This window comes from Paenibacillus sp. Soil766 (genome assembly GCF_001428105.1).
In the GTDB taxonomy this organism is placed as follows: domain Bacteria; phylum Bacillota; class Bacilli; order Paenibacillales; family NBRC-103111; genus Paenibacillus_E.
The window spans coordinates 44,825-66,526 of the sequence record NZ_LMSJ01000029.1 but is presented as its reverse complement, the minus strand read 5'-3'; the positions used below and the strand labels follow the sequence as shown (position 1 = coordinate 66,526).

Here is a 21,702-nt window from a genome sequence, read left to right as displayed (position 1 = left end):
AGAAATATAGCCGACTTATCGTGTGAAACATATACATTCTATATTTCAAAAAAATGAGGTATTTGATTTTGTCTACGACTAAACCAACACGTCCGCAACATGGACATACGAATTCGCAGAGATCGGGTAAGCCCTCTGCTTCAAAATCATCCTCGGGCGCTGCGAAGAGCAGCGCTGTTAAGCGTTCTGCCCGTGATGCGGCACTGGATGTACTTATTCGAGTTGAAGAGAATCAGTCCTATAGCAATCTGCTGTTGAACCAAGTACTGCAGAAGCATGCTCTTGAACGTGCAGACGCTGGACTGGCCACGGAGCTTGTGTACGGTACGATTGGACGCCAGAATACGATTGACTTCTTCTTGGAGCGCTTTGTCAGCAAGGGTCTTGCGAAGCTGGAGCCCTGGGTGAGGTGCCTGCTGCGGCTGAGCTTCTATCAGCTGCATTACTTGGACCGCATCCCTGACCATGCAGTCGTGAGCGAAGCGGTCAATATTGCGAAGCGCCGAGGCCATCAAGGCATCTCGGGCATGGTCAACGGCGTGCTGCGCGCGATCATCCGCAGCAAAGACGAGCTCACGCTGCCGGCTGCGCTCGGCGACGTGAAGCGCATCGCACTGAGCCATTCCCATCCGGAATGGCTCGTGCGCCGGTGGATCCGCCAGCTCGGCCCTGAGCTGACGGAACAGATCTGTGCGGCGAACAACGAGCCGCCGCACGTGAGCATTCGCGCGAACGCGAGGCGGCGCAGCCGCTTGGAGCTGCTGGAGCAGCTCCAAGCTAGCGGCCTCAGCGCGGAAGCGTCAGAGCTGGCCCCGGCCGGCATCCTTGTGCAGGGGGCTGGGAACATGGCGTTAGTCCCCGGCTTCCAGCAAGGGGACTTCTCGATTCAAGACGAGAGCTCGATGCTCGTCGCCGAGGCTCTTGGCCCGCGTCCAGGCATGAAGGTGCTGGACTGCTGCGCCGCCCCTGGCGGCAAGACCGCCCACATCGCGGAGAAGATGGACGATGTGGGTCAGATTTGGGCTTGTGATCTGCATGAGCACAAGCAGAAATTAATCGCAGATCAAGCGGAGCGTCTGGGACTATCGTCGATTCAGACGCTCGTAATGGATGCTTCGAAACTGGATGAGCATTTTGCGGCGGAGTCTTTCGACCGCATCCTTCTCGATGCACCATGCTCAGGCCTTGGGGTTATTCGCCGCAAGCCGGATCTCAAATGGGCGAAGCAGGAGGCGGAGATCGAAGCGATCTGTGAAACGCAGTATGCGATTCTGAGTCGTGTACACCGCCTGCTTAAGCCAGGCGGCGTACTGGTGTATAGCACGTGCACAATTGAACAGGCAGAGAATGAGGGCATGGTCGAGCGCTTTCTTGCTGAGCACAACGAGTTCGAGCTGGCTTCGCTGCCAGCGGATGTTTTCAGGGAGATTGACCCGAAGGCAGCTGCGTCTGGCATGGTGCAAATTTTGCCGCAGCAGTTCCATTCGGACGGTTTTTTTATCGCTCGCCTGCGTAAGCGTGACGTGTAACAGACAGGGACGTGTGTTCGTTCCTGCTTTGTGTTAAAATATTTTAAAATAGACGAAATAACAACAGGTTGTGATAAATGTGGGTTTGAAGCCGTATGAGAAAGATAAACCGTTTGTATATGATTTGAATTGGGATGAGTGGCAAAGTTGGGTCAAAGATAACGGGGAGTCCGCGTTCCGTGCTGGTCAAATTTTTGACTGGTTATACATTAAACGCGTTTTCAGCTTCGACGAAATGTCGAATTTGCCGAAAACACTTCGCGACAAGCTGAAGGATCAGTTTGAGTTCGTTACCCTGTCCGAGATTACCAAATATCAATCCCAGGATGGCACGGTCAAGTTCTTGTTTGAGCTTGAAGATAAGAATGCCATCGAAACCGTCGTGATGAAGCATAATTACGGCAACAGTATTTGCGTGACGACCCAAGTCGGCTGTCGAGTCGGTTGTACATTCTGCGCATCCACACTAGGCGGGCTGAAGCGGGATTTACGACCAGGTGAGATTGTCGCCCAGGTTGTGAAAGCGCAGAAATTGCTGGATGAGACAGGAGAGCGTATCTCCTCGATCGTGATCATGGGGATTGGCGAGCCTTTCGAAAATTATGAGGCGACCATGAATTTCCTGCGTGTCATGATTCACCCGAAGGGGCTGAATATCGGACAGCGCCACATCACGGTATCTACGAGTGGGATCGTACCGAACATTTATAAGTTCGCGGATGAGAATTTGCAAGTGAATTTGGCGATTTCGATTCATGCGCCGAATGATGCACTGCGATCGAAGCTAATGCCTGTTAATCGCAGGTTCCCTTTCGTTGATCTCATCGAAGCTTGTAAGTATTACATTGCCAAAACAGGCAGAAGGATTACGTTTGAATATGCCCTGATGGGTGAAGTGAATGACCAGCCTGAGCATGCGGAAGAGCTGGCGCTTGTCTTGAAAGACATGCCGCTTAGCCACGTGAATCTGATTCCTGTCAACTTTGTGGCTGAACGTGATTTCAAGCGTACACCCCGAGATGATATTTTTACCTTCCAACGCATTCTGGAGAAGGGCAAAATTAATGCCACCATACGCCGTGAACAAGGTAGTGATATTGCTGCTGCCTGCGGACAATTGCGAGCTAAGCATATGGAGAGCAGTAAATGAGGTGAGAGCCGGATGAAGATGGTAAGTCGTACCGATATAGGGAAGGTCCGTCAAGTCAATGAGGACCGTGCCGCTATCTACCATCAACTCAATGGTCTATCTTTGGCTATTGTTGCGGATGGGATGGGTGGGCATCAAGCTGGTGATATTGCCAGTCAAATGGCCATTGACACGATTGGCGCACAATTGCAATCCATCCATTGGGGAATGTCGGTGGAGTCCTGTAAGCAAATATTGAGGGAAGCGATTGAGAAGGCGAATGAGGAGATTTATGCTTTTGCGTCGGATCAAGAAAAGTACCATGGCATGGGAACGACTGTCGTTGCCATTATTGCTTCACAGGAGCTTCTTATTATTGGACATATCGGGGATAGCCGTGCGTATAAACTGACTGGGGAATCCATCCAACAACTGACGGAGGATCATTCCTTAGTTTACGAGCTTGTCAAGAATGGACAGCTGACGATGGAAGAGGCTGATCATCACCCAAGACGTAATTGGATTACACGTGCACTGGGCACTGAGCCTAGTGTAGAAGTGGATCTGTACGAGTATACGTGGCGTCCAGACGATGTTATTCTCATTTGTTCGGATGGGTTGAGCGGATTGGTTGATGATGCGGATATTTTGCGAATTGTTCGGGAAAACGAGCAGTTGGAAGCTGCGGCAGATGCGTTAATCCAGAGCGCGCTTCGCGAAGGCGGAGATGATAATGTAACGGTCCTTTTATTTGCACATGATCAGGATTCGGACGAAAAAAGGGGTGATGGGAATTGATCGGTAGAAAGCTTGGAGGCCGCTATGAAATCTTAGAACGTATTGGCGGAGGCGGCATGGCTTTAGTCTACAAAGGGCATGATTTGCTTTTGAATCGCAAAGTGGCTGTCAAAGTGCTGCGTTCACAGTATGTGCACGATGAAGAATTCATTCGTCGTTTCCGCAGAGAAGCACAAGCAGCCGCTTCCCTATCTCATCCTAATGTTGTCAGTATTTATGACGTTGGGCAAGAAGAAGATGTCCATTACATCGTGATGGAATATATCGAAGGTAAGACGCTGAATGATTTGATTAAGGAAAAGGCGCCCCTACAGGTGGAAGATGCGGTTCATTATGCAAGTCAAATTGCAGATGCACTAGATCATGCCCATCATAATGAAATTATTCACCGCGATATCAAGCCGCACAATATTCTAATCGGCAAAAACGGCCGAGTGAAAGTGACGGATTTCGGTATTGCTAGAGCAGCGACGTCATCTACAATTACACAAACCGGATCTGTCGTCGGTTCTGTTCACTATTTCTCGCCTGAGCATGCGAAAGGCACGAATACGGGGGAGAAATCGGATCTGTACTCGCTTGGCATTGTGATGTATCAAATGCTGACCGGTCGACTTCCTTTTCTAGGGGAAAGTCCGATTTCCGTCGCCTTGAAGCATTTACAGGAAGATGTGGAAGAGCCGCGTAAGGTGAATCCGCTGATTCCGCAAAGTGTAGAGAACATTATACTCAAGGCGATGCGCAAAAAGCCGGAAGAACGGTATCAATCTGCGAAGCTGATGATGGCGGATCTCGATACGTGCTTGGCTCCAGATCGTCGGAATGAAGCGAAGGTTGCTTTCTGGGATGCTTATGGCATGGATGAAGAGCGTACGCTGGTTATGCCAGCCATTCGCGCTGATCAGCTAGCTCAATTCGATGACGACGATGATGATGAACCAGACAAGCCAGCTTGGCGAGAAGAACCTGCTCCTTCCAAGGGGAAAGGCTGGATTAAGCCGCTCATTTGGATTGCTGTTTTGCTTATCGTGCTGGGCGGTATGTGGTATATGGTTGGTTATGTAAAAGGAATGTTCGCCATTGAGACCGTTGAGGTCCCGAATGTCGAGAATAAGTTACTGACACAAGCACAAGCTGAACTAACGGTTGCCAGATTAGGCTGGACGGTCGAATATGACGCAGATAGCAAACTGGCTAAAGATACGGTAATTCGTCAAGATCCTAGCGGGTTGAGACTGAATGTTGGCACTAAGGTCATCCTTTACGTGAGTAAAGGCATACCCAAAATCAAAATGGACAATTATGCGGGGCAAAGCCTAAGCGATGTTAAATTAAAGCTGCAGGGATTGGGTATTAAGGATGATCAAATTACGATCAAACCTGAAACATCCGACAATGCGCCGGATCTGATTCTCAAGCAGTCACCTCCTCCTGGTGAGGAGTTTGAACTGGAAAAAGCCGCGATTACCCTTACGGTGAGCAAAGCGAAGGAAACGGTTAAAATGACAGACTTAGTTGGCATGGCGGAAGCAGAGGCGAAGGCACAGATTACGAAGTTGGGTCTGAAGCTCCCTGTCAATGGTATTACACGTGAGAAGAGCTACAAAGTAGCTAAAGGGAAAGTTATCGCACAGTTCCCTTACAAAAAGGATGAGGAAGCCTCCATTGGCGGGGAAGTCTCGCTTGTCATTAGTGATGGTTTGCCCGAGGAAGCTGGACAGCTGTCTGTTAGTGTTGGTGTGAAGCCTACAACTGAAGGTAAGGACTCTGTGTTCAAAATTATTGTGAGCGACGCCCAATATGAGAACTTCGAATATTTGACGGAAAAAGTATCGAAGCCGCAAAACTTGGATGTTAAAGTCATTGTTTCACCGGATAAAAAAGCCGTAATCTTGATCAAAGAGGGAGACAGCTTGGTTAATTCAATTACACGTACCTATCAAGATTATTTAGATCAGAAAAATGGGAAAACCGCATCTCCGAGTCCTTCTCCAACGCCGAAGACGCAAAATACAGGGCCTGCTATTCCTGTGGGCGGCACTGGAAATGGGCAAGGTCAAACCGGTGGAACAGCTTCCAAACCACCTGCTGGAGGCGCTAATTAATGCCGCAAGGACTCATTGTCAAAGCGCTTAGCGGTTATTATTATGTATTGCCTGAAGGAGCTGCTCTTCTGGAGGGGAATACGGTGACCTGTCGTGGAAGAGGCGTGTTCAAAAATAGAAATATAACGCCGCTTGTTGGAGATCGTGTCGTGTACGAAGCCACAGAGAACGGAGAGGGAACCGTTACGGAAATCCTTCCTCGCTCTTCGGAGCTTATTCGTCCGCCGATCGCGAATGTGAACGTGGTTGTGCTCGTTTTTTCGGTGACAGAGCCTGTTCTGAATACGCAGCTATTGGACAAGTTTCTAGTGCATATCGAGAATACGGGGATTGATGTGCTGTTATGCTTCACCAAAAGCGATTTGCTGACGGAGACGGATGACAATGCCTCTCATGCCAAAGAAATGACGTCGACCGAATTTGAGCGGATTACGACCCTTTATGAGGGAATTGGTTATCCCTTCGTTACGACGAGTTCCCGACTAGAAGAGGGCGTAGAGGCGATTTTACAGCATTTGGATGGCAAAGTGAGTGTGTTTGCTGGTCAATCCGGTGTTGGCAAGTCCTCTTTATTGAATAAAATGATTAGCGGTCTTGATCTGGAGACGAATGCGATCTCTCAACGATTAGGAAGAGGAAAGCATACGACTCGTCATGTGGAGCTGTTGCCTCTTGCTAATGGAGGCCTTGTTGCCGATACACCTGGCTTCAGCCAATTGGACTTCATGGAGGTCGATGCAGAAGGTCTAAGCAGCTGTTTCCGAGAGTTCGCGGCTGTTGCTGAGGGCTGTCGCTTCAGAGGTTGCTTGCATTTCCATGAACCGGACTGTAAAGTCCGGGACGGCGTTGCGAGTGGGACGATTGCAGCTTCTCGTTATGATCATTACTTGTTATTTTTAACAGAAATCAAGGATCGGAAGAGGAGGTATTAGGCGTAATGGTATATGTAGCACCTTCTATTTTATCTGCCGATTTTGCCAAGCTTGGCGATGAGATTAAGGCAGTAGAGCACGGCGGAGCGGACTGGATTCATGTCGACGTTATGGATGGACATTTTGTGCCCAATATTACGATTGGTCCATTGGTTGTTGACGCGATTCGTCCAGTCACCAAGCTGCCGCTTGATGTTCATTTGATGATCGAAAAGCCGGACCGATATATTCCTGATTTTGTAAAGGCTGGTGCGGATCTGATTTCTGTGCATGTAGAAGCCTGTACGCATCTGCACCGGACGCTTGACCTTATTAAACAAAGCGGGATTAAAGCTGGCGTTGTGTTGAATCCTGCTACACCCATTTCGCTCATTGAGCAAGTGCTCGATGAGCACTTGGATCTCGTGCTAATCATGACGGTCAATCCAGGCTTTGGTGGGCAGGCGTTCATCCCTGGGATGCTGAGTAAAATTCGCGCGCTGCGTGAGCAGGCGAATGCGAAGGGTCTCACAGGGCTTCACATCGAAGTAGACGGCGGTATCAACGAGATAACAGCTCGTCAGGTCATGGAGGCGGGGGCTGATGTTTTGGTAGCCGGCAATGCCGTATTCGGGCAACAGGACCGTACTGAGGCCATTCGACGAATACGCGGCTAAAAGGGGACAAAGGACAATGAGATTTCTCTGGTTACTGATGTACAGTCTGCTTTGCGCGGTGTTATTGACGTGTTTTTCAACGATAGACGATTTTGTGAAGTACATTTTCTCGCTTGGCGCTCTCTACGTAGGGATGCGGTTCTTCCGTCGATTTGAACAAATAAGCTTCCGCGTATGGTTTATCGTCATCTCGGTATTTTTCTATTTCCTTTTCAGTTTAATTGTTGCATTGTACAATGAGGTGGGCATAACCGCTCCATAGTCGCATACATATAGTTACAAGAGTGATGCGCTCTTGTAGCTTTTTTTGCTTTCTGGAAGCAACTGAATTGTGGGAGGAAGTAAAAATAGAAGGCACTTTTTCTACGCTCTGGGCATACACTGTTGTAATGATGTTTAGGAGCAGTCATGCACGTTGTGAAGCGTTTGCTCAAGAAAGTCAGTGAACTGGCGCTAGAACAAGCAGAAGCTTGTGGATGAGGCGGCTGACGGGCCGCGAAGTGAATGCTTGAACGAGTGTCAGTGCGCTGACGATAATTCTAAGGAGGGGTAGAGAATGAAATTCTACACAATCAAACTGCCGAGATTTTTGGGAGGATTCGTGAAAGCCGTACTTAATACATTTAGTAAAAACTAAGATTTGCCCATACTTACGTCATTCTCCCCAGGAATGCAAAAAAAGCACCGATTAAGGTGCTTTTTGTCATTCACATAAGTAAGTTAAGTATCCATAGCTACGAATTAAACGCGAGCCACTTTTCCGGATTTCAACGCACGAGTACTTACGTAAACCCGTTTCGGTTTACCATCAACGAGGATGCGAACCTTTTGAACGTTAACTCCCCAAGTACGCTTGTTTTTATTGTTAGCGTGGGACACGTGATTTCCTGAACTAGGACTTTTACCTGTAATGAAACATTTGCGGGACATGTTTGACACCTCCTTCGGCAGTATACAAAGAAGCCTGGGTGGCAAGCCTAAGCTTGACATGACAGTATTCCTCAAATTTTTACTTGTGATACGTAAACGTAACCAGCAAAAACACACTTAAACATAATAGCATAGCAAAAGGAGCCTAGTCAACGAATTAGCTGCATTTTTGCCGTTTATTTATGAAGTATGTTATAGTACAATGAAGATTAGTCTTGGTAAAGCGAAACTTGAAGGAGTTGTTACATAATGCCGATTGAACTCACAACCGAGTATGGAAAAGTGTATATTACCAATGAAGTGATTTCAACTCTGGCCGGATCTGCTGCATTAGATTGCTATGGACTTGTAGGCATGGCAACGAGAAAGCAATTGAAGGATGGTATAGCTGAGCTGCTAGGTCGAGACAATTTGAGCCGCGGTGTCGAAGTTCGCAAAGAGAACGGGCGACTTGAAATCGATCTTTATATTATTGTCAGCTATGGAACCAAAATATCCGTAGTAGCAGGGAATGTCCAAACGAAAGTCAAATATATTTTAAATGAAGTTGTAGGACTGCAAGTAGACGACGTGAACATCTTCGTTCAAGGCGTGCGAGTGGCCAAATAAAAGCCCGATAACCAGGAAGGGGAATCACTTTGAGTAAGCGCTTTATTTCAATAAATGGAAATGACTTCACTGCCATGGTCTTGGCGGGTGCGGATAACCTTCGCAGGAATGTAGATAAGGTTAACGGATTGAACGTATTCCCTGTACCCGATGGAGATACTGGCACCAACATGAATTTAACACTCACAGCAGGCTGTGAGGAACTGAAGAAGAAGCCATCTTCTCATATTGGGAAAGCAGCTGATGCATTGTCCAAAGGGTTACTGATGGGCGCAAGAGGCAATTCCGGTGTGATTTTGTCCCAATTGTTCCGCGGATTCGCGAAACATGTGCATGATTTAGAAAGTGTGAATGGTCAGCAGTTCGCTGCTGCCTTGCAGCAAGGTGTAGAAACAGCGTATAAGGCGGTTGTGAAACCGGTTGAAGGCACGATTTTAACGGTATCCAAGGAAGCCGCTAAACATGCCGTTCAATTCCGCCGCAGCAGCGATGTATTGGATTTGATGAACGAGGTTTTGGGCAGAGCGAAGGAAGCACTGGCGAAAACACCAGATCAACTTGCGATTCTTAAACAGGTCGGCGTTGTTGATGCGGGAGGCCAAGGTCTTGTCTGTGTCTACGAAGGCTTCGTTACGTCGTTAAACGGCGGTTTGGTACAAGTCGATGAGGACTTTGCTACGATGGATACGAATCTAGGTGAGGTATCTCTTCTTCCTGGCATGAACCTGGCCAAAGAAGTACATGCTCATATGCCAGCACAAGCCCATCTAGCGACGGAAGATATCGAGTTCGGCTATTGTACGGAATTTATGCTGACGATTGCTCCAGGCAAGGTAAAGGGCTTTACGTTTGACGAAGGTATCTTCCGTGAGCAGCTTAGCAAGCTGGGAGATTCGCTCCTTGTTGTTGCTGATGAAGAGCTCGTGAAGGTGCATATTCATGCGGAATATCCAGGCGAGGTAATGAATCAAGCGATGAATTACGGCGCACTTAGCCGGATCAAAATCGAAAATATGCGTGATCAGCATTCACATATAGTAGAAGACGTGACGCATGGGTATGAGGCTCCTGTCGTGAGTCCTGCTGCAGTTGCAGTAATCACAGTGCCAAATAAGCCGTATGGCTTCGTTGCAGTTGCACTAGGTGACGGAATCACAGACATTTTATCCAGTGTTGGCGTGGATGTCGTACTGTCTGGCGGACAAACGATGAACCCGAGTACAGAGGATATCGTGAACGCTGTGAACAGCATTGATGCGGACACGATTTATGTGCTTCCGAACAACTCGAACATTATTTTGGCCGCGCAGCAAGCGGTGGAACTGGTCGATAATAAAACACTTATCGTCATCCCATCGAAATCCATTCCGCAAGGACTAGCAGCCATTCTGGCTTTCCAGGAGAAGGCGGATGCACAGACGAATACGGATGCGATGAACGAGTCGCTGCGACGTGTGAAGTCCGGTCAAGTGACGTATGCCGTGCGTGATACCAACATGGATGGGATAGATATTAAACAGGGTCATTTCATCGGTATTCAAGATGGCCGGATTGTCTCTTCGCAGCCAAGTCTGATGGACGCGTGCAAGAAGCTGTTGGAGGAAATGATCGATGAAGGCAGCGAAATCGTAACGATTCTAACGGGCGAAGATGCGACTGAGGAAGGCACGGGAGAGCTAGAAGCTTTCATTCAGACGATGTACCCGGATATGGAAATTGAGCTTCATCCTGGTGGACAACCCTTATATGCTTACCTATTCTCTGTTGAATAGGATCGTATAAGCAGGTAGTGTAAATTCGTGATTGGAGTGAGCCCTGTGACAAATATTCGTATTGTAACGGATAGCACGGCCGATATTCCATTGGCTGTCAGAGAAGCGTTGAACATCGAAATGGTGCCGCTCAAAATTAATTTTGGCGAAGATCAGTATCTGGATACAGTGACGCTTCAGTCGGAGGACTTCTACCGCAAGCTGACGTCATCTGCGCATTTCCCAACAACATCAACGCCGTCACCAGGTGAGTTTCTGGACGTATATCAAAGCCTGTTAGAAGAACCCGATACAGAGGTCATCTCTATTCATTTGTCTTCTGTGTTGAGTGGAACGTACAGGACGGCTGAGCTGGCTTCTAGTCTGTTAGAGGGCGATCAGCTCGGCAAGGTTCACGTCGTGGATTCCTGCTCTGCTTCGTATGGCATTGGCGCACTTGTTGTGGCTGCTGCTGAGGCAGTTCAGGCAGGCAAGAGCGTCGATGAAGTTGTAGCGTTGGTTCAGACCATGCGAGCGAACTTTTATATATACTTCCTTGTTGATACGCTGGAGTTTCTTCAAAAGGGTGGTCGAATTGGCAAGGCATCGGCTCTCTTTGGTTCTTTATTGAACATTAAGCCAATTCTTTCGTTGGACAGCGCAGGTGAAGTAAGCGTTGTTGATAAGGTTCGTGGTAACAAAAAGGCGATTGCACGCATTCTTGAACTGTTAGCGGCGGATGTGTCGGACAAGACGATTCGCTCGCTGCATATTGCTCATGCTAATAATTTGGAAGGTGCGGAGCAGCTGCGGGAGGCCATCGTGCAGCGGTTTGCTGTGGAGCACGTGGATTATATTACCCTAGGACCTGTCATTGGCGCACACGCTGGACCAGGTACGATTGCAGCCTTCGTAAGTACGGTGTAAGAGATGGATTTAAATCAATGTCAAGTACGTGAAGTCCATGGAGTTGGCGCTCAAAAAGCACTTGAGCTAAACGCCATGGGCGTTTTTACGGTTATGGATTTGCTGGAGTATATTCCGTTCCGGTATGAGGATTATACGGTTCGGGATCTTGCCAGTGTGAAGGATGGGGACCGTGTCACCGTGAAGGGCTATATCATCGGCGAGCCGGTCTTGCAGCGCTACAGCGGCAAATCTCGCCTATCCTGTAAGGTGATGGTCGATGATTTCTTGTTGACGGCGGTGTGGTTTAACCGCCATTTCCTGAAGGATCGCTTGCGGCCACAGCAGGAGATTATCCTGACTGGCAAATGGGACGCCAAGCGGCGGCAAATGAGTGTGTCCGATTCGGAGTTCCCCGGACAAGGGGAGTCGAATACCGGCACGATTCAGCCGGTGTATTCGGTTGCGGGCTCGATTACGCAGAAATGGATGCGTAAAGTGATTGGACAGGCGCTGACACAGTACAGCGCCATGATTAGTGAAGTGCTGCCGGCGGTCATTACCGGCAGGTACGGGTTTATGCCGCGCAGCAAAGCGCTGGCTGTCATCCACACGCCGAGTGGCGTGGAGGAGGGCAAGCAGGCGCGCAGGCGCATGGTGTATGAGGAGCTGTTCCTCTTCCAGCTCAAGATCCAGGCTTACCGGGCGGTGACGCGCAGCCGCACGGATGGCTTGAAGCAGCAGGTAGATCTACCTGCTGTGCGCGCCTTCGTGCGCGCGCTCCCCTTCCAGCTGACGGAGTCGCAGAAGAAGGTCGTTGGTGAGCTCCTGCATGACATGCAGGAGCCCTACGCGATGAACCGACTGCTGCAGGGCGATGTCGGTGCGGGGAAGACGATCGTCGCGGCTATCGGGTTGTACGCGACGGTGAAGGCGGGCTACCAAGGCGCACTGATGGTGCCGACGGAGATTCTCGCTGAGCAGCATAATCGCTCGCTCAGCACGTTGTTCGAGCCGTATGGGCTGCAGGTCGCTTTGCTGACCGGAAGCTCCACAGACCGCCAGCGACGGGAGCTGCTGGCCTCTTTGCAGATGGGCTTGATCCATGTGTTGGTCGGGACTCATGCGTTGATTCAAGAGGATGTGTATTTCCGCCAGTTAGGCCTAGTTGTTACGGACGAGCAGCATCGCTTTGGGGTGAATCAGCGCAGCATCCTGAGGCGCAAAGGGATGAATCCGGACGTACTGACGATGACGGCGACGCCGATCCCGCGCACACTGGCCATTACGGCCTTCGGCGACATGGACGTGTCGACGCTGCGCGAGCTGCCGAAGGGGCGCAAGCCGATCAAGACGTACGCGGTTCAACACGCGATGCTGGAGCGTGTGCTCGGCTTCATTCAGCGCGAGGTGGCCGCAGGTCGGCAGGCTTATGTGATTTGTCCACTCATCGAGGAGTCGGACAAGCTGGACGTGCAGAATGCGATCGACGTCCACATTCAGTTGCAGCAGCATTTTCCGCAGATGCGGATCGGCTTGCTGCACGGGCGTATGAGTGCGCAGGAGAAGGAAGCGATCATGCGCGCCTTCAAGGAAGGCACCGTGGAGGCGCTTGTATCGACCACGGTGATCGAGGTGGGCGTGGACGTGCCGAACGCTACGCTGATGGTGATCTACGACGCCGACCGCTTCGGGCTGTCGCAGCTGCACCAGCTGCGCGGCCGGGTCGGGCGGGGCGAGCACCAGTCTTTCTGTGTGCTCATCGCCGATCCGAAGACGGAGGTCGGCAAGGAGCGCATGAAGGCGATGACGGAGACCACCGACGGCTTCGAGATTGCCCGGCGCGATCTCGAGTTGCGCGGGCCGGGGGACTTCTTCGGCACCAAGCAGAGCGGGCTGCCGGAGTTTCGCATCGCCGATATGATGGCTGATTTCGAAATCATGGAGCAGGCGCGAGATGATGCAGCCGAGTTAGTCGGCGACTCGTCCTTCTGGACGGGGGCTTCTTTTATGCCGCTGAGGGCGTATTTAGAGCGGGCTCATATTTTTGACAGCGAAGTGCTAGATTAGTAGATAATGGGCGGCGACACAAGTTGACCCCTAGCGCGTTCCCTTTTAAGATAGGAGTAGCTGCACTATTTTAGGAGAACGAAGGTGTACGGTCGTGACTTATTTCCTCATTTATTTATTGTTGATGAATATCATTACGTTTATTGAGATGGGACATGACAAAGGGCAGGCCAAAAAAGGCGGACGCCGCGTACCCGAAAAACGCCTGTTTCTACTTGCTGCTCTCGGCGGTGGGATAGGCGGTTGGCTTGGCATGCGGATGTGGCGTCACAAGACGAAGCATACTTCGTTTGTTGTGGGCTTTCCACTGCTTATTGCGTTAAATTGCATCTGCGTCATTTTCATCGCCATGTATGTGTAAATGAAGGGGACAGCTGCCGGAAACGGTGGCTGTTTTTGTTAGGTGGCAGGGCTACCCCCGAAGCACCTAACATCCGGAGCTCTCGAACCCCATATTTGTTATTTCGATAAATGGCTCGAATTTAACTGTACTTTTCCCATTTATATGACATCACCGCCATGTGTGTGGGCGCCATAACGTTCCCCCCGGATCCGCGCACGTTGCCCGCATAGAGGTGGGGGGAGCCATCCGCGTAGCGCGATCATTTTACTGCAAATTGTCTTGTACCGCTTAATCTATCGTCATAGGTTTTTCTTATATGCATCCACCTCAGTCAAGTTTGCCTATATTCACTCATAAGATAGGAGCATGACGGGTATCGGAGGTGCGGGGATGAGTTATCAGCAATATGGCATCGATCCTGCGCTCGTGGAGCGTATAAAATTCAAGATGAAAAACCCAGAGGTGAAAGAACGTATCAAAATGCTGCTGCAAGGCATCACGAAGGCAGATTTACAAAACACGGCGAAAGTTACACGCCTAATTGGTCTTGCCGCAGGTATTTTCGGTGAGAAACTCAGCGGGAATCAGACACACCAGATTTTAACGTTTATCCTTGCGCAAAAGATTGATCCGAATAACACGTTTCACTTAATTCGATTATGGTCCATATTTCGTTAGGTGCACGCTGAAAACGCCACTTGCAGAGCAGAAATGCCCTGATTGTGGCGTTTTTCTATGCCGATTAGGGACTAAAGGCGTAGAAAGGAGTGACACAAAGTTTGAGCGGCACCTGTTCATCTAAGCGGGACAAGTCAGGTGCGAGTAAACCGCATGTAATCGAATAGCTGCGAAAGGCACTCGTCCGAGGTGATTCGCCCATTTTTCGATAAATAGGTAAAAATAGGTAAAATAATTGAAATTAACTGTAGTTCATCCTTTTATTAGCAGGAAAATCTCCAAAAAACTACTTGCATAACGAATACGTGTTCGGTATATAATATGGAAAAACGAATATATGTTCGCATATGGTGGTGAGAACATGAGTGGTACTTCAAGAGTAGAGACAGAAGAGGATGTTCAAATGATTAAGGAATATACACTGTTGCCGATTTTGCTTGATATGCTGGCAAGAGATATGGAGGAGCTTAAGGTTTATAAAGATAAAATTGTTTATAATCATATTCTTTTCTATCTCAGAGAGGTTGAGATGGGGATTTATCCAGAATTACAGCAGTTGAAAAGCAAGATGAAGCAGCGAGAGATTAAGGTGATTCACACGGAAATGAATGCTTTAGGGATTCAGGTTGAATACAAAGTTCGAGGTTACATTCATCATTTCACGATGCTTCGTAGTTTGGTCAAGGCTGAGCTTATGACTATGCTGATGAATATGCGGGGGGAATTGCGATGAGTAAAGGGAACAAGGGTGGGGAACGAACGATCTTCTTGGCGGATTGTCAGAGCTTCTACGCAAGTGTAGAGAAGGCTGAACATCCAGGTCTAGAGAATAAGCCGGTTGCTGTTGCAGGAGACCCTGCGCTCCGGTCAGGCATTATTTTGGCCGCCTGCCCTGTTGCCAAAGGATATGGTGTATCGACCGCTGAACGATTGGGTGAAGCGCTCAAGAAGTGCCCTGAGCTGATTGTTATGCGGCCTAGGATGCAGCATTACATTGATATTTCGCTGATGATTACGAGCATTTATCAGGAATTTACAGATCTCGTTGAAATTTTCAGCATCGATGAGCAGTTCCTTGATGTCACAGGGAGCCTGCCGCTCTTTGGATGCGGAGCAGGTAGCGAGAAGTCTGCAGTATAAGGTGCTCAAACAAACGGGTGTTAAGCTTCGGGTGGGGATTAGTTCCAATAAAATCCTGGCGAAAATGGCAACAAGACTACCAAAAATTCATGTACAGAATAGAGAAATTTAATAAAATCCTTTATGTATCAGGGATATTTTTAGTAAACACTCATGTACATAATTGCGAAACGCAATTTTGACTATAAAAAGAAAAATGATCGAAAATGAATTTTATTAAGGTAAATAAATACAGAGAATGGCATATAATAATTAACGCGAATGTACGTTCTCTATTGGGGTGGTGTGACTATGAAATCAGAACGAGCTATTATGCTTGTGGACTGTCAAAGCTTTTATGCTAGTGTGGAGAAAGCGGCGCACCCTGAGCTTTGTAATAAACCCATAGCGGTTGGTGACCCTGCCCGTAAGAGCGGTATTGTATTAGCTGCTTGTCCCATTGCGAAATCTTATGGCGTATCAACTGCGATGCGAAATTTTGAAGCTCTTGCTGTTTGCCCAGATCTTACTATAGTCCGACCAAGAATGAAGACGTACATTGATGTCTCTACACTCATTACGGAGATTTATGAAACCTTTACCGACTTGGTTGAGCCATGGAGCATTGATGAGCAATTTGTTGATGTGACAGGTTCAACGTCGCTTTTCGGATCACCAGTAGAAATTGCACGCCAGATGCAAACAAAAGTTATGCTTTCAACGGGCGTTTGGATTCGTGCCGGTATCTCTTCAAACAAAGTGATCGCGAAAATGGCCACTGACCACTTCGCGAAGAAGAGCGAAAGTGGCGTTTTCGAATTGCCAGTAGATCAGGTCGAGTCCATACTATGGCCGTTACCTGTCTCACAAATGTACATGGTTGGGTCTCGGATGACTGCTCACTTTGTAAAAATGGGATTGAATACTATCGGTGATATAGCGCGGTTAGAGCTTGGAGAATTCAAAAGGCGCATGCGGATTAGGATGGGACGACAAAGCGATATCAAAGCCGAATATTATTGGCAAACAGCGCGGGGCATTGATCCCAGCCCAGTCGTTGCAAGAGCTTTTGCGAAGCCGCAATCCATTACTCGAGGCAGAACGGTACAGTCAACGAAATACCAAACAATGGAGGACATCGAGCCGCTAATGATTGAATTAGTGATTGAAGTTTGCCGAACAAGCAGACGGCAAAATAGTATGGGGCGTGTAGTAACAGTTAGCGCCGGGACGATGAAAAGGGGATTTTCGAGGCAAATGACACTACCTTCGCCGACTTGCCTAGAGCATCATGTTGTTTCAGCAGCGCGCGAATTGTTCAAGAAACATTGGAACGGAGATCCCCTCACGCATTTAGCTGTAGACCTATCTCAATTGACAGACGATAGCACTCATCAGCTCGATTTATTCGAGGATATCGAAAGAAATCTTAGGCTCGCCCAAGCTCAGGATAGCATTAAAGACAGATTTGGTGGTGCAGCAATTATTAGAGCTTCTTCACTGATGGAAACTGCACAAGCCAGAGAACGGGCAATCATGATAGGGGGACATTATGCTTGAGCAAACTACTTGATGGAAACGGTAGATGGAGCACGAAGTTCATGTCACCAGAACATAGTGCTGCACTTCAGCAGAGGAATCAACAACAAACCCAAACTACAATGCCTACGAAAGAGGAATTGGAAGCTATTAGGGATTTCGTGTTACTCCCGATGTTGCTTTCAATAGTGGAAAAGAATAAACAGGAAATAGAAAGAACCTCTTACTCCATGAGAACGATCTTTGTTAAGGCGGCGAATATCATTCAAAATCTCATAACAAATGACATTCAAGCAGTGCGGAAGCTGTTGAAAGAACGAAATATTAAGGTGTTTGAAGACGAAATGATGGATTCAAATCTGAGGTACAACTACATCTGCCGCGGCTACGAGGACAAATTTGTTTTGGTCAGAGATGTTGCTCGAGCAGAGCTTATGAGACGTTTAGGGAAGTACTCGGAGTTTTTGAAATAAAGTTATTGGACACATATTAATGAGAAACGAGTGCTCTCTAGGACCTTACAAGTCCTGAGTTACACTCGTTTTTAGTTTCACTGAACTAATTTTTAATTGCTTTTAGATCGAACCTCTGAAATTACAACATCCACTAATTTTTTAATTAAAGCTAGTTCTTTGTCCGAACATTGTTCAATTAAAAGATATGTAGAATCTAATAACTTTGATCTCTCATAATGCGAATTAGCAAGGTCATAACCACTGAATAAATTGCTAGGCTCTACTCTAAGGGTTTCAACAATCCTTTCGAGGGTTTCTAATGAGATATTCTTTTCACCCCGCTCAATGCCACCAATGTAGGATTGAGGGAGTTCAACGAGCTCACCTAGTTGTTCTTGGGTTAACCCTCTATTTTTACGGAAATTTCTCACTTTTACTCCAACATGTTTTGAGAGTTTGGACAAGAGACTCACCTCTTTTTCAGACTAGGGGAGTCTATGTCTAAATTACAGATACCTATAACATATATATATATATATTTGATTTTAGATCTTATAAGAACTATTATGGCTTTATACTAATAGCAAGGAGCCAAAAGGATGAGTAAGCTTCCACAGCAGTATGTTATTGAAAATGTACTCCAGTGCAAAATGCGAGGCAGGGTTGCATATCAAAGCTACTTTCCTGCTTCTGTTGGAATTAATTTAATTTATGTGAAACCGTATGATCACCCTTCTGGGAAGTGATATCAGCGCCCGGTTGATGCCAAAAGATGTGCAGATTTTGCATATTACTTATCTAAAGGGGAAGACGCCCTTTTTACTCCGATTTTATTGAACGCTGCAGCTAATTGGGAATTTGTTAGTTATGATAAACAACGCCCTTCATATGGCAGATTGCTTTGCAGAGGTAGGGCTTCTCTAATGGATGGGCAACACCGCGTAGGTGGAATAGAAAAGTATGTACGTGAAACGAATTCAGATATAAATATTCCGTTTCTAGCCTTCCATAGCTTAGATGAGGACGAGGAAATTAAACTATTCGATACTATAAATACGAAAGCAAAAGGAATAGGTACATCTTTAAGTAAATTTCTCCGCCGTGATTCCGACGATATTAGTTGGATGGCTACAGAAATGATGACTAGAAAAGATAGCCCCTTCAATTTAATTGGAAGTATAATTGGGAAACGAACTAAAGGAAGGCATGTTACCCTTCAGAATTTATATAGAACACTGACATATTTGATGAAAAATGAAAATATTAGTATTTTGCCTAAAGAAGAAAAAATTCAAATGGCTCTTACTTATTACAATGCGCTTCGAGACAAATTTCTTTTCGAATGGAAAGATTATAAGGGTTATCGAATAACTCATATTGTTTCTATAGATGCTTTATCTATTGCCGGGAGCACTGTTTTAAGTGCGTCACTAAAAGAAAACAAAAAGCAAGTCGACTTGTTGGCTATCATGAAATATGTAAATAAATTATCAGTGGAGTGGTCATCGGATGGTCCATTAAAGTATGTAAAAGGCTTAAGTGGATCGAAGAAATTAGCCGAGGAGTTAAAAGATCAAATGATGGCTTAATTTTGGTGATAGTGTTAATAATTTTCATACAGTTCAATTAGCTCGAATAGTCATGAAATAACAAAAGGCCATCCTTTAATCTGGATGGCCTTTCTGTCTTTAGATAATAAAGTAGACTCACATGGCGGCGTTGAACTAATTGGCAAAATAGTTTGGTGGCTTTGGATAGATTTTTCCTGTTCTTTTTTTAATATGTTGCAATCTTTTAGTACAAGAGAAGGATTAGCAAGGATTTGTCATAATATACTGAATTATTTGTTAAAAGGTCGAAGTAGGAGAGAGCATATGACTGTCGATGACTATCTAAAAAAAGTAATCGCTAAACATAAAGGTCAGACAGGTCCAAATTCAGAACCGTATAAAGCAGCTGCGGAGATTGTCCCTTAATCCAAAAATGGGCGCACGAATATTTAGATGATATCTATTTTTCTGGTTCGTATGCCAAAGAAACAAATATCATTGGAAGTGCCGATTTAGATCTATTTATATCCCTAAAGTCCACTGCAGATAAGTATACACTTCAATATTTATACGACTCGCTTCATGATTATTTTTCTGATAGTGGCTTTAAAACCCGTAAGCAAAACGTTTCAATCGGGATGAAGTACAAAGGTTTGGATGTAGATTTGGTTCCAGGACGAATTCAAAAAGGGTATAAAAATTATCACTCGCTTTATAAAAGTAAAGCCGACACTTGGACACAAACCAACATTCATAAGCATATCGACATAGTTAAGAATTCTGATCGACTGGACGAAATCCGGGCGATAAAAATATGGCGCAAACTAAATGATCTAGATTTCCCATCAATTTATTTAGAGCTAACTGTTATTGAGGCATTAAGATTTGGTTTAAAAGGACAAATAGCAAAAAACTTAGTCCAAGTGTTTGAATACTTGTCAAAAGATTTTACTTCTGCTATTGTCTACGATCCAGCCAACTCAGCCAATCGTATTTCAGATGATTTAAACAGAATAGAAAAAGGGCTAATAGCTAAAAACGCAAGTGAAACGTTAAATCAAACCAGTTGGAATTATGTGATATGGTAGGTGTAGGATGAACCAAACAAATTTGAAAAATATTTTTTACCGTCTTCAAAAACAAATGATTGAGAAATTATCGGGCAGCCGCGAAATCATTAAACATTCAGGTGTTAAGCATTTTACTATTCTTTCAGGTTTTCTTTGCTTGGATAGTCCTTGGAAACAACCTTTTGGAACTAGCTTTGACAAAGTCATTTCAAATTTAGATGAGTTTTCAAGAATAGATTTAGGGTGTGTTTTACAAACACGTTCGTTTCAAATAGGTTATGGTGATGAAATTACAGTAGATAAAAGTACTCAAGAGGAAGCATTAATTTATTTCTTCTTTAAACTCTTAATGGAATTGCAAAAGTTAGGTACTGTCCCAGCAATGGACATTGAAAAGTATGCAAAAGCATTAGATTCGATTTAAAGAACATATGTCCAATGACACAGAAGTGCCTAAAAAATAACTAAATGTAATGCGGAGGTAATATTCTCCAAAACGTGGAATTTTATGGTTGTGGAGGTGAGTGAGACTGGATGTTAAATCAATAATAGTTGGCGCATTGATTGGGGCTACAATCACAACAATTTTTAATGTGTTCATTGTTGAACCGCTCAAAATGCGAGTCAACGGGCAATATAAGACCAATAAAAAAGCATCACAAAAATCGAAGAACACGGATTTGGTGGTAAATTTCCTAAGGGAATGGCAGACAGTAGAACTACCTACTACGACACAAATACAACAATCCATTTTAAGTTATTGCTTCTAACTAATTATTAAGCTTTATAAAAAAATAGAGACTATTTGAATTAATGTACATATCCCTTAACCAGTGCATAGGATAATTTAATAAACTGTGAAGGGATTGGGAAAATGTACTTTGTTCCTTATATGAATCAATATAAATATCCTTATTATGTAAATTTTCTAATGTATAACTATGGAAGGCAGCCTGTTTTTTGGGCTTTTCCTGACGAGATAGAGCATGCAAACCGATTTGAATCTATTCGCTCTTCAGACGGTAACGGAAGTATTTTGTTAGCAGATTATGGAACAAAACCATTTGCAGTTAATATCAATGAAGCCACTAAGCAAAACAATACTTATCGTACTGCTCTTTGGACAGGAACACATTTACAAGTTACATTAATGAGTCTCAATGTTGGCGAAGATATCGGTGTGGAAATGCATCCTGACGTTGATCAATTCTTGCGTATTGAGCAAGGACAGGGGATTGTTCAAATGGGCACGAGTAAAGAGATTGTACACTTTGAAAGAAATGTCTATGATGATTCTGCAATAATGATACCTGCAGGAACATGGCATAATCTAATCAATACAGGCAATATTCCGCTAAAACTTTACTCCATATATGCTCCTCCTAATCATTCATTTGGTACTGTTCATGTTACCAAAGGAGATGCATTGTCTGCGGAATCAGGCTAATGTCATGACAATGGAAAAGAAAGGTTTTTTTGGTACTAAGCCGGTAACAAGCCAATACTGGCTTACTTGATGATTTAATTAAATAA

The 21,702-nt window shown here is 46.0% G+C and carries 23 protein-coding genes and 2 pseudogenes; 23 read left to right on the top strand and 2 right to left on the bottom strand.

Features of this window, described 5'->3' with window-relative positions:
* Positions 1 to 53 precede the first annotated feature (53 nt).
* From rsmB to spoVM, 8 genes are all read left to right on the top strand, one after another.
* Positions 54 to 1,529, top strand: coding sequence for a 16S rRNA (cytosine(967)-C(5))-methyltransferase RsmB (rsmB, locus tag ASG89_RS22250; protein WP_082593504.1), 1,476 nt, complete (start codon positions 54 to 56; stop codon positions 1,527 to 1,529).
* A 79-nt stretch (positions 1,530 to 1,608) separates the two neighbouring features.
* Positions 1,609 to 2,679: a 23S rRNA (adenine(2503)-C(2))-methyltransferase RlmN gene (gene rlmN, locus ASG89_RS22245; RefSeq protein ID WP_057313261.1), complete on the top strand. Its 1,071-nt coding sequence runs from the start codon at positions 1,609 to 1,611 to the stop codon at positions 2,677 to 2,679.
* A gap of 12 nt (positions 2,680 to 2,691) precedes the next feature.
* On the top strand, positions 2,692 to 3,456 hold the full coding sequence (locus ASG89_RS22240; RefSeq protein ID WP_057313260.1) for a Stp1/IreP family PP2C-type Ser/Thr phosphatase: 765 nt from the start codon (positions 2,692 to 2,694) through the stop codon (positions 3,454 to 3,456).
* Positions 3,453 to 5,561 (top strand): Stk1 family PASTA domain-containing Ser/Thr kinase, encoded by a 2,109-nt coding sequence (pknB, locus tag ASG89_RS22235; RefSeq protein ID WP_057313259.1) that lies wholly within the window; start codon positions 3,453 to 3,455, stop codon positions 5,559 to 5,561. The genes ASG89_RS22240 and pknB overlap by 4 nt, the downstream gene beginning before the upstream one ends.
* Entirely contained in the window at positions 5,561 to 6,493 is a 933-nt protein-coding gene (rsgA, locus tag ASG89_RS22230; RefSeq protein WP_057313258.1) for a ribosome small subunit-dependent GTPase A, read from the top strand. Before pknB ends, rsgA begins: the two co-directional genes overlap by 1 nt.
* A 5-nt stretch (positions 6,494 to 6,498) precedes the next feature.
* On the top strand, positions 6,499 to 7,149 hold the full coding sequence (gene rpe / locus ASG89_RS22225) for a ribulose-phosphate 3-epimerase (protein WP_057313257.1): 651 nt from the start codon (positions 6,499 to 6,501) through the stop codon (positions 7,147 to 7,149).
* A gap of 16 nt (positions 7,150 to 7,165) precedes the next feature.
* Positions 7,166 to 7,411, top strand: coding sequence for a hypothetical protein (locus tag ASG89_RS22220; protein WP_057313256.1), 246 nt, complete (start codon positions 7,166 to 7,168; stop codon positions 7,409 to 7,411).
* Positions 7,412 to 7,705: 294 nt separating this feature from the next.
* Complete coding sequence (gene spoVM / locus ASG89_RS22215) at positions 7,706 to 7,786, top strand: stage V sporulation protein SpoVM (protein WP_036634233.1); 81 nt, start codon at positions 7,706 to 7,708, stop codon at positions 7,784 to 7,786.
* 104 nt (positions 7,787 to 7,890) lie between these two features.
* Here spoVM and rpmB read toward each other — a convergent pair whose 3' ends face one another.
* The gene (rpmB, locus tag ASG89_RS22210; RefSeq protein WP_029197753.1) at positions 7,891 to 8,079 is read right to left on the bottom strand and encodes a 50S ribosomal protein L28; all 189 of its coding nucleotides are present in this window, start codon (positions 8,077 to 8,079) and stop codon (positions 7,891 to 7,893) included.
* Positions 8,080 to 8,328: 249 nt separating this feature from the next.
* Between rpmB and ASG89_RS22205 the strand changes: the two genes are divergently transcribed.
* The 10 genes and pseudogenes from ASG89_RS22205 to ASG89_RS22160 all read left to right on the top strand — a co-directional run bounded on the left by ASG89_RS22205 (position 8,329) and on the right by ASG89_RS22160 (position 17,567).
* On the top strand, positions 8,329 to 8,688 hold the full coding sequence (locus tag ASG89_RS22205; protein ID WP_057313255.1) for an Asp23/Gls24 family envelope stress response protein: 360 nt from the start codon (positions 8,329 to 8,331) through the stop codon (positions 8,686 to 8,688).
* Between the two features lie 29 nt (positions 8,689 to 8,717).
* Positions 8,718 to 10,460, top strand: a complete 1,743-nt coding sequence (locus tag ASG89_RS22200; RefSeq protein WP_057313254.1) for a DAK2 domain-containing protein — start codon at positions 8,718 to 8,720, stop codon at positions 10,458 to 10,460.
* A gap of 45 nt (positions 10,461 to 10,505) precedes the next feature.
* Positions 10,506 to 11,366 (top strand): DegV family protein, encoded by an 861-nt coding sequence (locus ASG89_RS22195; RefSeq protein WP_057313253.1) that lies wholly within the window; start codon positions 10,506 to 10,508, stop codon positions 11,364 to 11,366.
* Between the two features lie 3 nt (positions 11,367 to 11,369).
* Positions 11,370 to 13,415: an ATP-dependent DNA helicase RecG gene (gene recG, locus ASG89_RS22190; RefSeq protein ID WP_057313252.1), complete on the top strand. Its 2,046-nt coding sequence runs from the start codon at positions 11,370 to 11,372 to the stop codon at positions 13,413 to 13,415.
* Positions 13,416 to 13,509: 94 nt separating this feature from the next.
* Positions 13,510 to 13,776, top strand: coding sequence for a DUF1294 domain-containing protein (locus ASG89_RS22185; RefSeq protein WP_235549880.1), 267 nt, complete (start codon positions 13,510 to 13,512; stop codon positions 13,774 to 13,776).
* Positions 13,777 to 14,148: 372 nt separating this feature from the next.
* The gene (locus ASG89_RS22180; RefSeq protein WP_057313251.1) at positions 14,149 to 14,436 is read left to right on the top strand and encodes a stage VI sporulation protein F; all 288 of its coding nucleotides are present in this window, start codon (positions 14,149 to 14,151) and stop codon (positions 14,434 to 14,436) included.
* 361 nt (positions 14,437 to 14,797) lie between these two features.
* Complete coding sequence (locus ASG89_RS22175) at positions 14,798 to 15,169, top strand: hypothetical protein (RefSeq protein ID WP_063868092.1); 372 nt, start codon at positions 14,798 to 14,800, stop codon at positions 15,167 to 15,169.
* Positions 15,166 to 15,649: pseudogene (gene polYB, locus ASG89_RS22170) on the top strand (DNA polymerase IV); the annotation flags it as partial. The gene ASG89_RS22175 and the pseudogene polYB, both read left to right, overlap by 4 nt.
* Before the next feature lie 218 nt (positions 15,650 to 15,867).
* Positions 15,868 to 17,115 (top strand): DNA polymerase IV, encoded by a 1,248-nt coding sequence (locus ASG89_RS22165; RefSeq protein ID WP_082593502.1) that lies wholly within the window; start codon positions 15,868 to 15,870, stop codon positions 17,113 to 17,115.
* Positions 17,112 to 17,567, top strand: coding sequence for a hypothetical protein (locus ASG89_RS22160; protein WP_057313249.1), 456 nt, complete (start codon positions 17,112 to 17,114; stop codon positions 17,565 to 17,567). Before ASG89_RS22165 ends, ASG89_RS22160 begins: the two co-directional genes overlap by 4 nt.
* 92 nt (positions 17,568 to 17,659) lie before the next feature.
* Here ASG89_RS22160 and ASG89_RS22155 read toward each other — a convergent pair whose 3' ends face one another.
* On the bottom strand, positions 17,660 to 18,013 hold the full coding sequence (locus ASG89_RS22155; RefSeq protein WP_057313248.1) for a helix-turn-helix domain-containing protein: 354 nt from the start codon (positions 18,011 to 18,013) through the stop codon (positions 17,660 to 17,662).
* 294 nt (positions 18,014 to 18,307) lie between these two features.
* On the opposite strand from ASG89_RS22155, the pseudogene ASG89_RS22150 reads away from it, so the two are divergent.
* From ASG89_RS22150 to ASG89_RS22130, 5 genes and pseudogenes are all read left to right on the top strand, one after another.
* Positions 18,308 to 19,138: pseudogene (locus ASG89_RS22150) on the top strand (DGQHR domain-containing protein); the annotation flags it as partial.
* Positions 19,139 to 19,222: 84 nt separating this feature from the next.
* The gene (locus ASG89_RS37840) at positions 19,223 to 19,525 is read left to right on the top strand and encodes a hypothetical protein (RefSeq protein ID WP_157276764.1); all 303 of its coding nucleotides are present in this window, start codon (positions 19,223 to 19,225) and stop codon (positions 19,523 to 19,525) included.
* 212 nt (positions 19,526 to 19,737) lie between these two features.
* On the top strand, positions 19,738 to 20,187 hold the full coding sequence (locus tag ASG89_RS22145; RefSeq protein ID WP_235549879.1) for a hypothetical protein: 450 nt from the start codon (positions 19,738 to 19,740) through the stop codon (positions 20,185 to 20,187).
* A 7-nt stretch (positions 20,188 to 20,194) separates the two neighbouring features.
* Complete coding sequence (locus ASG89_RS22140; protein WP_057313246.1) at positions 20,195 to 20,593, top strand: hypothetical protein; 399 nt, start codon at positions 20,195 to 20,197, stop codon at positions 20,591 to 20,593.
* Between the two features lie 450 nt (positions 20,594 to 21,043).
* The gene (locus ASG89_RS22130; protein ID WP_057313244.1) at positions 21,044 to 21,616 is read left to right on the top strand and encodes a cupin domain-containing protein; all 573 of its coding nucleotides are present in this window, start codon (positions 21,044 to 21,046) and stop codon (positions 21,614 to 21,616) included.
* Positions 21,617 to 21,702: the final 86 nt, after the last annotated feature.